Raw genomic sequence first — 14,242 nt, 5'->3', positions numbered from 1 at the left:
ATACCTTTTGATAAAACGCACTGTAGTCTATAGTTAAAAAACGCTCAACAACGCTCAAAAAGTAATGTTTGAAAATCTGTCAAATGCACCAAGGAAGACACGCTCCATCAAAATCAGCTTTTGGTTGCTGTTAGGTGGGATTGTCGTTTTTGGCTGGTACGTTGATACGGTTAATTACAACCGCCTCGTTCAAGAAGAAAAAAGCAGAGCATATGAAACTGTGAATGTTTATCGCACACAAATTGAAGGTATTCTTGCGACCAATATTCAGCTACTCAGAGGCTTGGCTGTTGCCATCGCTCAAGATAAAAAATTAACACAAAACTCATTTGAACGTATTGCCGAACCTTTATTTCAATCCAGCGGCGTATTAAGAAATATAGGCGCTGCACCTGATATGGTATTGCAATACATCTATCCACTCTCTGGTAATGAACAAGCGTTAGGTCTTAACTATTTAACCCATCCCACACAAAGTACTGAAGCCATACAAGCTAAAGACTCTGGAGAAATCGTGTTAGCAGGGCCACTAGATTTATTGCAAGGAGGGCAAGCATTAATTGCCCGCGTACCCGTTTCAGATAGAAATAACAATTTTTGGGGACTCTTATCTGTGGTCATTGATACCGAAAAGCTATTCTCAATGGCTAGAATGGAAGACCTGAAAAACCATTATTATGTTGCGATTCAAGGTAAGAATGGCCTAGGCAAGCAAGGTGAGTTTTTTTATGGTGACAGCAATATTTTATTAGAGCAACCACTGTCTTTAAGTATCTCTGTTGCATCAGGTAAATGGCAGTTGTATATATACCCAACTAAGGGTTGGCAGCCTCAAAGCGCCACAATCTGGCCATTTCGACTAGCATTAATCACGATTATTCTGCTCTTTATCGGTGCGTTTGTATTCTTTAACCGCTTATTAAAACAGCTACAAGATAACGCCCACTCCTTAAGTAGTATGGGAGCACTCGCAGAGGTGGGAGCATGGACGATTAACCTTAAAAGCAGAAACATTTCATGGTCAGAGGTGACTAAGCAAATCTTTGAAGTACCTAATCACTATCAACCATCTTGGATAGCCACAACTGAGTTTTTTGTAGCAGGCCATCATCGCCGATTAATGCAAGAAACATTTGATAATGCAATTAAGCAAGGCATTGACTTTGAACAAGAAATGTTGATAAAAACAGAAACAGGAAAAGAGCGCTGGCTATTAGTTAAAGGCAGAGCGATTCGACATGGTAAGTATACTAGTCAGCTATATGGCTCAGTACAAAATATTCATACCCGTAAATGCTTAGAAATAGAACGAAATAAAGTTGCTAAAAACAACGAGTTACTAGCAAGGTTAAGTAGCCATGAAGCCGTTTTAAATTTAAATTTAGACCCAGCGCAAAATGTTGCGATACAAGTTATTTGCGAGGGCCTTAAAGCACAGCGTGCAAGTATTTGGCTGCTAAACTCCGATGGTTCGCAGCTTATACCCACAGGCTTTAGTAATACTCGAGATGAGAACCTACAGCACTTTCCACCATGGCGGAAAAAACAGTTACCTGAACTTTTCTCTGCGGTTTATAAACAAGAGTTAATATCGGCTAATTTCGCGCATACACACCCATGCACCCAAGAACTTAAAGATAACTATCTCAGTCCATACGAAGTGAACGCAATACTTGGTCATAGTATTTCTTATAAAGGACATGCCATCGGCCTATTATGTGCCGAATATCAGCACCCTCACTTAGAGTGGGATATTACAGATGAAAAGCTCATCAAAGCAGTCGCCGCTACTTTAGGCAGTTTATTCGCTAGCCAAGAGCAACAACAAGCTCGTCAGCAAGCCGTTATGGAAAAAGAACTTGCACAACAATCGGCAAAAATAAAAGCTGAGTTTCTTGCTAGTATGAGCCATGAAATTCGCACCCCCCTTAATGGCGTATTAGGTATGTTAGAGATTGTCACAAACTCCAACTTATCTCCTTCGCAAAAGCACCATCTGCAACTAGCCCAAAATTCTGCAGACTCTTTATTAACCATTATTAATGACATATTAGACTTTTCAAAAATTGAAGCAGGCAAGCTACATGTTGAAACAATTGACTGCGATCTTGTACAGGTAATAAGCGATAGTATTAGCAACTTTGCGCCTCGTGCATTAGAACAGCATACTCGCCTCATCTTAGATACACATAAATTACAAGTTCAATGGGCCAGAACAGATCCTAACCGGCTTAAACAAGTACTCAATAATCTACTCAGCAATGCCATAAAATTTACCAAACATGGTACGGTTACTCTAACTTGTTATACCGAACAACAGGCTAAACACACGCGATTATGGTGTAATATAGAGGACACAGGTGTCGGTATTAGTAAGTCTCAACTCGGTAAAATATTTGACTCCTTTACCCAAGCCGACCCCTCAACCACACGTAAGTTTGGTGGCACAGGGCTTGGACTCACCATTGCTCGTCAATTATGTGAACTGCTAGGGGGCTCTTTGAATGCCTACAGCAAAATTGATGTTGGCAGTACGTTTAGTTTTTATATTGAACTTCATGAGCCACAATCAATCCAACCTATAGAGTGTAACTGTGGGGCATTAATGATTATAGACACCATGCTAAATAAAGAGGCTCAGCAACATAACTTGTTTGATGCATGGGGTATTAATGTCGTTCATACAGACTCTATAGTAAAAGCATTAGAGTATATACAAAGCCACCAAGTCACCAATCCTGACTTCATTATATCGTGTGCGCAAATTTCCGATGCAACGCCACAGGCACTTAAACGATTGCAAGCTTTAATCGAGCAATCTACTAGTAGCTTAGCGGTACTAGGTAATGAATTGACAAGTAATCAAGAGTACCCACCTTTAAAACCCGATTTATCATTACTGCGACCTTTAACACCTGCTGATATGCTGAAACTGTGTCAAATTGAACTTCCTGACTCTGAACAAAATGAAACTACTTTAGATATTAGTCACTTAAACGTATTACTTGTAGAAGATAATAAAATCAATCAAACCGTTGCCCTTAAACTGTTATCTAGGTTTGGGATAACAGCAATAAGCAAAGATGATGGTCAACAAGCCGCTGAACACTTAAAAAGTACGACTACTGCATATGATATTATTCTTATGGATTGTTTAATGCCTGAACTCGATGGCTATCAAACCACAAACTTAATACGAAGTGGGGGGGTTGGAAAGCAACATAAGCACACACCAATCATTGCACTTACCGCAAACGCTATGCAAGGAGACAAACAAAAGTGTTTAGCTGCAGGTATGGATGATTATTTATCTAAGCCGGTCAAAGTGGATGAACTAGAGGCAAAATTAAGACAATGGAATAATGAAACTAAACAAAGCGTCGCCAATAGCGTACAGTAATAAAAAACTATTGTGAGTCTGCATATGGAATTAAATGAAGTTGAGCAACGCATCGTTGGCTGCCTGCTAGAAAAACAAACTACTACGCCTGAACACTACCCATTGTCTCTCAATGCACTAACAAACGCATGCAATCAAAAGTCGAATCGCGACCCCGTCATGACTGTGATGGAATCAGATATTCTAGACACGCTAGAAACATTAAATACAAAACACATTGTAATTGTCGATGAAGGATTGTCTGGTCGCGTTAATAAATATGGTCATCGATTTTGCAATACCGAATTTAGTCAATTGCAGTTTAGCGAGCAGCAAAGAGCCATCATATGTGTATTGCTACTCAGAGGCGCACAAACACCCGGTGAGCTCAGAACACGTTGCGCTAGACTAGCCGCTTTTAGTCAAGTAAGCGAAGTGGAGTCTGCGCTTGAAGATTTACAAGCTCAAAGCTTAGTAAAAAAGCTAGATAGAGAACCTGGCAAGCGAGAAAGCCGTTATGTTCATTTGTTTCAAGATATAGCCCAGCAAGTTAATACTTCACAAATGTCGCCGCAGAAGTTAGACAGTAGTGAGTTAGATGCATTGCTAAATGAAGTAGAGCAGTTGAAAAAAGATCTCGCAGATATCAAACAACATTTAGGGCTTTAAATTAGCTGCTATTCAAAACATAATATCCCCAAATAGTATTAGCAATGAGGAGCATAAAATGCGCCAAGCGATACTGGCAGAAATGCAAGTACAACCACAAATTGATGTAGCCTTTGAGATTACTCGTAGAGTCAACTTTATCAAACAGCGCCTTATGTCGGCACACTGTCAAACACTCGTGCTAGGCATAAGCGGTGGCGTTGACTCATCGACATGCGGCAGATTGTGTCAACTAGCCGTCCAAGCACTCAATGAAGAACAAGATACAAACCGCTACCAATTTATTGCAATGCGCTTACCGTATGGTGTTCAGGCAGATGAAGATGAAGCCCAACTTGCACTTGACTTTATTAAGCCTTCACAACGTATCACAGTAAACATCAAGCCTGCAGTAGATGCTATGCACGAGCAAGCAACACAAGCAATATTATCCGCACGATTATCTATGCCAGAATCAACAGCGGTTGATTTTGTTAAAGGTAACGTCAAAGCTCGCCAGCGTATGGTAGCCCAGTATGAAGTAGCCGGATTAACTAATGGCTTGGTTGTAGGCACAGATCATAGCGCAGAAAACATTACGGGCTTTTATACTAAGTTTGGTGACGGCGCATGTGATCTCGCCCCTTTATTTGGCTTATCCAAGCGTCAAGTACGCGCTTTAGCAGAACATTTAAATGCCCCTGCAGATCTGGTAATTAAAGCACCTACCGCTGATCTAGAGTGCGACAGACCGGGACTAACAGATGAAGAAGCACTAGGTTTGAGTTACGATGAAATTGATGACTTTTTAGAAGGTAGACAGGTAACCCCAGAAGTGGCCGATAAACTGATAGTTATATATCAACGCACTCAGCACAAGCGTCAACCTATTCCTACGGTTTATGACTTACTTTAATTTCATGCTCTAATTCTTTTTTTGTTATTGATATTGGGCACATCGCAACACTTAATATGCCGTTGTGCCCGCCATCTAAAAGATAAACCTCAATATTTTCTAATGATTAGTCTTCATTGATATGATCGATAAACCATAACATGACGTAAAAATTACGTTATAGTTAACTTATTGATATTTTCAGAGGATAAGCGTTTTTAATGACTGCACCAATATTGATCACTGGCGCTGGGCAGCGTATTGGATTGGCGATAGTACAGCACTTTGTTGCTAATAACCAACCTGTAGTTATGACCTTCCGTACCCGACACAGTGTAATAGATGAATTAGAGCAATTAGGTGTGCATTGCATGCAAATAGACTTTAATGAGCCAGATTCGCTTACCAGACTTCAGGCTACATTGCACACTCATTACTCGGCACTCAGAGCAGTTATACATAACGCCTCCAGTTGGGACTGTGAAGCAAACAACCCAAACTTTGATACTCTATTCGATAACATGATGCGAATTCATGCAAAAATACCTTATCAGCTGAACCTAGCACTTGCTAATTTGTTACAAGCTTCTAGTTCTACGTCAGATATTATTCATTTGACCGATTATGTAGTCGAAACTGGGAGCCCAAAACACATTGCATACGCAGCAAGTAAAGCGGCACTAGACAATTTAACCCGTTCCTTTGCAACTAAGTTTGCCCCCAAGATTAAAGTAAACGCCATTGCACCTAGCCTAATCATTTTTAATGAACACGATAATGAACAGTATAAAGCTAAAACACTGAGCAAATCTTTAATGGGTATTGAACCTGGCTGTGAAGAGATCATCAACAGTATAGAGCTACTCCTTAGAAGCAATTACATTACAGGGCGTACTATCCCTGTTGATGGCGGACGTCACTTAAAGTAAACAGAGAATATTATGCACGACAACTTAAAAGATAGTTACAAACAAATTATTGCCGCAGTTGGGGAAGATGGAAGCCGAGAAGGCTTGTTAGACACACCTAAACGTGCCGCAAAAGCTATGGAATACTTAACCAAAGGTTACCATGAAACACTTGAGAAAATTACCAATAATGCGGTATTTACTTCAGATGCAGACGACATGGTATTAATTCAAGATATTGAGCTGTACTCAATGTGTGAGCACCACTTACTGCCATTTGTTGGTCGTTGTCATATTGCTTACATTCCGAATGGAAAAGTGCTCGGCTTATCTAAATTTGCTCGTATTGTTGATATGTATGCGCGCCGCTTTCAAATTCAAGAACAGTTAACACATCAAATTGCCAAAGCAGTCGAGCAAGTAACCGGTGCTAAAGGCGTAGGCGTGATTGTCGAAGCCAAGCATATGTGCATGATGATGCGTGGCGTAGAAAAACAAAACTCAAAAATGCGTACATCCGTTATGTTAGGTAATTTCAGAGAAGACCCTAAAACACGTAATGAGTTCATGCAATTGGTAAAAAACTAAGGATAGCCTATGCAAAATGCCATTATTAATATTACCAACCTGCGCTTGCGTACCTTTATTGGTTTTAATCCTGAAGAACGTGAAAAAAACAAGATGTCGTGGTTAATATCGAAATCCACTATCCTGCGGATACTGCCTGTGTAAGTCATGATGAAATAGAGCATGCACTGAATTACAAAACAGTCACCAAGGCTGTGATAAAGCTTGTCGAAGATGGTCACTTTCTATTGCTAGAAAAATTGGTCTCGGATATTTTAACTGAATGTCACAACCACTGTTCAGTGACTTACGCCAAAGTCAGAGTAGATAAACCACACGCATTACGCTTTGCTGATTCTGTGTCTCTGACGTTAGATTGGTATCAATGAGTAGCTAAATTAGCTGCTCAACTTTCACTGCAACCGCTATCACCATGGCGTATCTCACGCCTTTTCCAATTGTTATTAATAGCAGAAATAAGCGTTTTTTCATTGCAAATACACCTGCAAATACCGTAAGTGGATCACCAATAATCGGTAACCAAGCTAATAAAAGACTATAACTACCATAACGTTTGTAATGCAACTGTGCCTTATTAATTTGATCGATTGATACAGGAAACCAACACCGATGTTTAAAGCGCATTAAATTCATACCAAGCCAATAGTTAATACAACTCCCTAACACATTACCCATTGTTGCAACGAGCCAAAGCGATATCAAATTAACTTGATTTTCGAGCGCTAGGCTAGAGAGCAAAATCTCTGAAGAGCCCGGCAATAATGTTGCAGAACTCAATGCTGATATAAACAAGCCACTATACAGCCACATAATTTTTATAGCCCCTACATCAAAATGGGTTATTCTGTACGCCGATTTTGGCCATTTAAAAGGAAGATAACAATGATAAAAAAGATTAATCAGCTCATACTTGCATCAGCCATTTTACTACATGTTTCAGGTTGTTCATTGGTTCAAGCTAACACTCAACATCCGAAGGGCTATGAAACTTATATCACCCCTGGTGAGCAGTTTAAGCACAGCTCATTCACAACCATAAATAATGATATTGTCGAGCTTGGTGATACACGTAAACTCATCATTCTATTTGCCACTTGGTGCAGCGACTCACAAAGAACACTAAAAGAGTTACAAGCCTCACCGCTTATTAACGACCCAACCTTACAGATTATTGCTATTGGTCGCAATGAGCAACGCGAAACCTTAAAAGAATTTAATCAAGAATATAATTTGCCATTTGCGTTAGTTGCAGACCCAAGCAGAGAAATATATAGCCAATATGCTAATGCTGGTATTCCAAGATTGATTTTATTAGATAAGAGCAATAATGTGGTCAAAACACTGATTGGCGAACAATCGAACATTATTAATAAGCTGAATTGGTAGTATTTTAATTAACAAACAAAAACGCCAGTCAAATAGACTGGCGTTTTTAGTTTAAGTATTAAAGCTTACTTTTGCTTGCGACGACGTAGCGCTGCAAATGGAGCCGCAAGAAGCACTAGCCATGCTAATGAACCTGAAGAGCTCTTAGGCGCTGGTGTTACGTCAACAACTGGAGGCTGTTCAGCATCAGTATCAACGAGGTTAGTAATGTTAACCGTCACTTCTGCTGCTTCTGAGGTATTCCCCATTAAGTCAATGGCAGTAACAATTAGCTTCGCCTCGTTGTTACCCGCTTCAAAGTCAAGCAGCTCACCATTTGCTACAACAATTTCACCTGCAGCATTCACTGACAAGCCTGCATGTGTTGAAGATTGAAGATAAAACTCAGCGATATCTAATGAGTTTTCAACCTCTTCCGCCGCAAGTGTAGCAATTACAGTACCTGTCTCTGTGTTTTCCGCAACACTTACTTCAACACCATTAAGTACTGGTGCATTAAACGGCATAGGGTTGTTTAACACTTGGTCAGTCATTGGCATAACCGCACCAGAGAAATCACCGTTAGTTAAAGCAAATGGCGCCTCAGCACTAACATACGCTTTTTCACCTGCCGCTAGTGTTGTCACTGTTTCGCCTGAAGCCGTTACTAATTTAGCATTTGATGTTGCAAATTTAGCCGAGCCAGATAGCTCATCCTCGAAATCACGATACATACCTAAGTCATAACCAAAACCTACGCGAGATTCAAAAGCAATATCTTGGCCCAGATTGTCAGATGTCAAACCAATCAGCTGTGAACAACCAGTAAAGGTTACGGTATTAGAACCGCCCTCGTGAAGCATTGCTGTCACATAAGCTTCACCCCAGTTTGGAACACCATCGACTAAAGGTGCGATAGCAGTGCGCGAGCGCCCAGGGATTTGTGCACTACGACCAACATCGCTGTATTGAGCAAGCAAGTAGTCATGTACACCATCACTGTCAATATCTAAACGGGTTTCGTAACCACCAGCCTGACGCAGATGAGATAAGCTATCACGCAGTACTAATGAAGAAGTAAACCATAGACCTGAATCACAACTTGCGTCTTCATAGACATTGAAGGTAGTTGCAACTAAGTTAAATTGCTTATCTTCTTTTGACATCGCATCACGTTGTGCAACCAGTTGCTCAGTAATCGGCATAAACTCTTCAGCACCATTGTTTTCAACAGTTACTATTACCTTGCCATTTACTAATTCATAACCAAGCTTAATACTGTGCTCAGCTTTTGGTAGTGCGTGATACACCAAATGTAGGTCATGATCACCCTCAGTAGATGGGTCATCGAATACCAATGCACCGTCAAACTCAGCTAACGTAAGAGCAGGGCTAAATGCAGATAAATCATCTGCGTTTTGAGGGTTGTTAAGTTTCCATTCTGGTAGCTTAGAAGCGTCAACACTGAGTGTTACATCAAACTCAACAGTTTGACCCGCAGGCACAGTTACAGACTCAGGAATGCTCCAGCTAATAGCGCCAGTCTCTGTGTCATTTGCATAACGAGCCTCAGTACGAAGGTTGTATGTTTTCTCTTGAGCAGAGAAGTTTTTAAGTGTAACCGTTTTAGTATACTCAGCGGTCCCATTTACTTTAACTAAACCAAACGATAATGCTGCTTGGTTTGTGTCATATTGCTCTTGATGAACCCAAGCCGCTACTGGTGAACTAACTGCTTTTTCAACGTCGACTAAACCAGCACCAATCATACTGATAGGCGCTAATTCGCTATCAGGGTTAACCGTCAATGCTTCATTTGTAACATTTAGGTCAGCCGTATTCATTAATGTCGCTTTAATTTCATAAGCGTTACGCTCTGGTAATGCCTCTCTGACTAACGCAACCGCACCTGCGGTCATCGGGCCTGAGAATGAAGTACCCGTAGCTCCTGCGACACCGTTTTGAGTCCCCGTTGCAGCAACCATGATGTTAGTGCCTGGCGCTGTAATCTCTGGCTTCAATAAGCCATCCATTGAAGGGCCACGAGATGAGAAGTTTGCAACCGCACCAACAACATTCTTCATTTCAACTTTAATACTATAGGTTGCATTACCTTCGGTTAGCTGCGCTTTTAACGCATCGCCAGATTTCTTCGTAATACCTACTGAATTAATAGTTACTTTATCTGAACTACCACCCATTGATGTTGGCGTATTATCATCAGCATTATTGGCAATAAGTACAAATGCAGCACCTTTGTTCTGAGCTTTAATGACTTTCTCTGTGAAATAACACGTACCGCGATCTATAAGTACCGCTTTACCAGTAAAGTCAACATCATCGCCAAAATCAATACAGGCATCTTGGTTAGTTTCAGGGTATACAAGAGGAGCAACCGTATTATTCATTTCATATGAATTTTGTGGACCCCAGCTTGCACTTACAATGTCAACGCTTTCACCCGCGATGTTACTTTCTATAGTGATTGCATCTTCAATAGTCGGGTGCGTCATCGCACCTACAGATAATGCGTTAGGCGTTGTGCTTGGTCCGCCTATACGGAACGGGTTGTCGCCATCATTACCCGCAGAGATAACCATATTAACACCTAAGTCTACAGCTCGTTGAATTAAGTATTGAGTACCGCTAGCCGCAGAGGTACTACCGTACTCTCCACCTAGCGACATATTGATGACATCAACACGATCACTAATATCACCATCACCATTTGGGTCCATTGCAGCTTCTAATGCTGCTGCTTGAGCCTCACCAGGACAACCACCACCACACACTGAGTAAACATATAGCTCAACATCAGGGGCAATACCTGTTACCGAGTGAGAAACTGATGTTCCATGACCTGTAGGATCACCTTCTGCAGGGCCAATTGAAGGATCATTTTCAATTGGATCTGCATCGTCACGCATATAATCGTAACCACCTTTAACTTGACCCTGAGGCCATGATACGCTTGTAGGATCAGCTTGCGCAGCCTCATACGCTTCGACGGTGCCTGCGCCATCAAAGATAGCGTGGGTATAATCTATCCCCGTATCCAATACAGCTACTTTTTGGCCCATACCTGTTGCTACACCAGCAGCTCTAACTGGAGTCGCTTTTACATAATCAGAAGACTCCGCAATGTGCAACTCAGAATCAAACATCGGTAAAATCTTAGATACGCGCGGATCATTTTGTAATTTTGCAATTGTTTTTTCCGACGCTTCGATAATTAACGTAGGTGCCAACACTTTAGTACTACCAATTACTTTAGCGTTAAGTTCTAAACTACTGAGCTCTAGGCTAACTGCATTCTGAATACGTTCAATTTGCGCAATTGTAGCTCGTGCGTCACCAGCTTGATATGTGCCTTGTGCAAATAAGTCAGCTGAAGAGGTTGCTTTTAAAACAACCATGTATGAAACAGGTTTTTGCTTTTGAATGCTACTAACATTAATTTTATCAGCTTTTAAACTTGCGTACTGGCTAACTAGCTGCGCTGTTTGCGCAGAAACACTAGCAGATAGGATAACACCACCTACCGCAGCTGCAATCGCAGTCTTCTTAATCATATTAGACATCTTTTCCCCTAGGACTTATTGTTTATTATGTGTTGCTGTTATTTTTAAAACGAATGGACGTTTAATATAATGTAAATGTGTAGGTGCAAGCAATACGCCTGAGACACAAAATAAGAGTATCATTCACAAAAAAACAATAAAAAACTTTAAGTACCTGTTTATTAAATACAAAAAAATGTAAAAGAAAGTAAATGTCCATAAAAAATGTAACAATCTCATGATTCAAGGGTCATACTCTTAGTTAGGTTATAATTTTAGACACCCCTACCTCATAGCACTTGCCTCTGCAGACTTTTTCCGTAACACTGAATTTTTAAAATAGCATTTAATGGAGTAAGTAAATGAAAAAGGTACTGATCGTGGCATTAGCCACTGCTGGCTTTAGTACAAACGTCGCCGCAAGCAGTTTGTTTGAATCAAGTGAGGACGCAATTGAATACCGTAAAGCCGCATTTCAACTTATTCGTTACCAAATTGGTGATATGGGTGATATGTTAAAAGGGAAAATACCCTTTGATGCAAAACGTTTTGAGCAACGTGCAAATAATGCTGCACAATTATCAACAATCCCTTGGGAAGCGTTTATTGCTGGGTCAGATAAAGGTAATACCGATGCATTACCTGCAATATGGTCAGACAAGGCAACGTTCGATAAAAAAGCACAAGCTTTTTCGAAATATGCTCAAGAGCTTGCGGTAGCTGCACGCACCGCTGATAAGGCCGTGATTGGTCCAGCATTTAAAAACTGGGCAAAAGGCTGTAAAGACTGCCATAAATCTTTCAAAGATTGACACTATTTAAGTAAAGACCTAAACAATTATTGTATTTAGGTCTTTACTACATTATTTAGCCAAATAATGCCGTCAATGGTTGAATACCCCATGTGCTCAGAATGAGCACCGTCAGTCCAATAAAAATTAAATACGCCCATTTGCCCGAACGCATAATTGGCGCATGAGTCGCATCTTGATCTTTGCCTGTAATAAGCGTTTTAGCTAAATTTTTGCCTTTCATTCGGTAAACAGTGATTGCCACGATATGCAATGCAATAGCAATAAGCAGTATATCAAAGTTATCATGGTGCAACTGTGAAGCAAGCTCACTCCAAGAGTATGGCACGTAAGCAACTAATGGCCCTTCAATAAGAATATCATCTGTGCTCATTAAGCCAGTGAGTAATTGCACTATGATCAGCACAAAAAATACTAACACCATGTAACTGCCTGCAGGGTTATGTCCAACTGTTGATTCACTTTTACGTATTGCAGATAGTGCGACCTTAGGCGAGTGTAATAATGCTGTCAACTTAGCCGTATCACTACCAATTACCCCCCAAATAAGGCGCGTCAGCATCAAAGCCAATAACGTGAAACCTACAACAAAATGAACGTCCAGCCACCCCTCTTCTCCACTAATATATAGCGCTGCAATAGCTATTACTAGTAGCCAATGAAAGCCTCGAATAAACCCATCCCACACTTTTGTCATTTCGACTCTCTAAATCAATAACAGATGCGCCTACAATATCAAATGTTCATTTGAAAGACAGATAAAAGGCTATGATTGACCAAAATTATGTATTTAGCCGTATGGTTTTGATTGTGGCTTCGGATGTTTAAAATAGTAAGAAGGAGTTTACCCGTTTACGGCAAACCCCAATGAGACATGTTAAACACTTTGTAAAAGAATGCGATGACTTTTTTCAAGTGTCACAGCTTGGTGCTCTCCTAGCGCTGTCATGCCATGGCGCTCTAACTGTGTAACAATTGCATCAGCAACTTCTTCACCTAATTGGTAATCTTGAAAACGGGTAGGCATTTGCACACTATGGAAGAACAGCTCTGTTTTTTCAATCGCTTGCTCAATAGCTATTTCAGGGTTAGAGACATCTAATTTAAGTACCCGCTGCGCATACTGAAGTATCTTTTCTCGCTTCGCTTCTTTTTGCTCTGCCATCATACGTGGTAACACAATTGCTAATGTTTGCGCATGATCAAGGCCATATACAGCGGTTATCTCATGACCAATCATATGCGTTCCCCAATCTTGAGGTACTCCGGCGCCAATCAAGCCATTTAATGCCATTGTTGCAGACCACATCACATTTGCGCGCACTTCATAGGATGCATCATCTGCCAGTACTTTTGGCCCTTCTTCCATTAGTGTCAAAAGTAGCCCCTCTGCAAATCGATCTTGTACTTTGGCATCCACAGGGTAAGTAAGGTATTGCTCCATCGTATGTACGAATGCATCAACTACTCCATTTGTTAATTGACGCTTTGGAAGCGTAGTCATAACATTTGGATCAAGTACGGCAAATTTAGGTTGAACTAAAGGGGTTGCAAATGGCAGTTTATCATTCGTTTCTTTGTTAGATACAACACTAAAACTATTTGACTCTGAACCTGTTGCTGGCAACGTCAACACCACCCCCAGTGGTAGAGCAGCGTCAACCTCTGCGCCTTTGGCAAGAATATCCCAAGGCTCACCTTGAAAACATGCTGCTGCGGCAATAAATTTGCACCCATCAATGACTGAGCCGCCGCCTACAGCCAATATAAAGTCATAATTATGCTGCTTAACAAGCTCAACAGCCTGCATACAGGTTTGATAACTTGGGTTTGGCTCAATACCCGAGAACTCTCCCCATGAGTGGGCACTTAAGGCCTCACAGACTTGATCATAAACGCCATTTTTTTTAATGCTACCGCCACCGTATACCACCAGCACTTTTGCATCAGTAGGTATATTTGAACTTAAAGTTGATATTTGCTGCTCACCAAAATGTATTTGCGTTGAATTTGCAAAGCTGAAATTTAGCATACTGTGCTCCGTGGTTATTTATTACAATTTTAAAGTGTACGTTTAACACGTAATT

11 protein-coding genes and 1 pseudogene are annotated in these 14,242 nt (G+C 40.8%); 8 read left to right on the top strand and 4 right to left on the bottom strand.

Features of this window, described 5'->3' with window-relative positions:
* Positions 1-64: 64 nt before the first annotated feature.
* The 6 genes and pseudogenes from SANK73390_RS15400 to folX all read left to right on the top strand — a co-directional run bounded on the left by SANK73390_RS15400 (position 65) and on the right by folX (position 6,786).
* Positions 65-3,400, top strand: coding sequence for an ATP-binding protein (locus tag SANK73390_RS15400; RefSeq protein WP_462767000.1), 3,336 nt, complete (start codon positions 65-67; stop codon positions 3,398-3,400).
* 24 nt (positions 3,401-3,424) lie between these two features.
* On the top strand, positions 3,425-4,048 hold the full coding sequence (locus SANK73390_RS15395) for a YceH family protein (protein WP_462766998.1): 624 nt from the start codon (positions 3,425-3,427) through the stop codon (positions 4,046-4,048).
* Positions 4,049-4,106: 58 nt separating this feature from the next.
* Positions 4,107-4,943: an ammonia-dependent NAD(+) synthetase gene (gene nadE, locus SANK73390_RS15390; protein ID WP_462766996.1), complete on the top strand. Its 837-nt coding sequence runs from the start codon at positions 4,107-4,109 to the stop codon at positions 4,941-4,943.
* A 200-nt stretch (positions 4,944-5,143) separates the two neighbouring features.
* Complete coding sequence (gene folM, locus SANK73390_RS15385) at positions 5,144-5,851, top strand: dihydromonapterin reductase (protein WP_462766995.1); 708 nt, start codon at positions 5,144-5,146, stop codon at positions 5,849-5,851.
* 12 nt (positions 5,852-5,863) lie between these two features.
* A complete protein-coding gene (gene folE, locus SANK73390_RS15380) occupies positions 5,864-6,418 on the top strand; it encodes a GTP cyclohydrolase I FolE (protein ID WP_261595042.1) in 555 nt (184 codons plus the stop codon).
* A 9-nt stretch (positions 6,419-6,427) separates the two neighbouring features.
* Positions 6,428-6,786 (top strand): annotated as a pseudogene (folX, locus tag SANK73390_RS15375) (dihydroneopterin triphosphate 2'-epimerase).
* A gap of 4 nt (positions 6,787-6,790) precedes the next feature.
* On the opposite strand, the gene SANK73390_RS15370 reads toward folX, so the two are convergent.
* Complete coding sequence (locus SANK73390_RS15370) at positions 6,791-7,228, bottom strand: YqaA family protein (protein ID WP_462766991.1); 438 nt, start codon at positions 7,226-7,228, stop codon at positions 6,791-6,793.
* A gap of 72 nt (positions 7,229-7,300) precedes the next feature.
* Here SANK73390_RS15370 and SANK73390_RS15365 point away from each other — a divergent pair, with 72 nt between their 5' ends.
* On the top strand, positions 7,301-7,804 hold the full coding sequence (locus SANK73390_RS15365) for a TlpA family protein disulfide reductase (RefSeq protein ID WP_462766989.1): 504 nt from the start codon (positions 7,301-7,303) through the stop codon (positions 7,802-7,804).
* Positions 7,805-7,869: 65 nt separating this feature from the next.
* Here SANK73390_RS15365 and SANK73390_RS15360 read toward each other — a convergent pair whose 3' ends face one another.
* Positions 7,870-11,364: a S8 family serine peptidase gene (locus SANK73390_RS15360; protein WP_462766988.1), complete on the bottom strand. Its 3,495-nt coding sequence runs from the start codon at positions 11,362-11,364 to the stop codon at positions 7,870-7,872.
* Between the two features lie 341 nt (positions 11,365-11,705).
* Between SANK73390_RS15360 and SANK73390_RS15355 the strand changes: the two genes are divergently transcribed.
* The gene (locus SANK73390_RS15355; RefSeq protein WP_462766987.1) at positions 11,706-12,155 is read left to right on the top strand and encodes a c-type cytochrome; all 450 of its coding nucleotides are present in this window, start codon (positions 11,706-11,708) and stop codon (positions 12,153-12,155) included.
* A gap of 55 nt (positions 12,156-12,210) precedes the next feature.
* On the opposite strand, the gene SANK73390_RS15350 is transcribed toward SANK73390_RS15355, so the two are convergent.
* Both SANK73390_RS15350 and SANK73390_RS15345 read right to left on the bottom strand, forming a co-directional pair.
* Entirely contained in the window at positions 12,211-12,852 is a 642-nt protein-coding gene (locus SANK73390_RS15350) for a cytochrome b/b6 domain-containing protein (RefSeq protein WP_462766985.1), read from the bottom strand.
* 180 nt (positions 12,853-13,032) lie between these two features.
* Positions 13,033-14,187, bottom strand: coding sequence for an iron-containing alcohol dehydrogenase (locus SANK73390_RS15345; RefSeq protein ID WP_462766984.1), 1,155 nt, complete (start codon positions 14,185-14,187; stop codon positions 13,033-13,035).
* Between the last annotated feature and the right edge of the window lie 55 nt (positions 14,188-14,242).

The organism is Pseudoalteromonas sp. SANK 73390 (assembly GCF_054966645.1).
The sequence above is the reverse complement of the archived record's forward strand: the minus strand, read 5'-3'. Positions and strand labels throughout refer to the sequence as shown.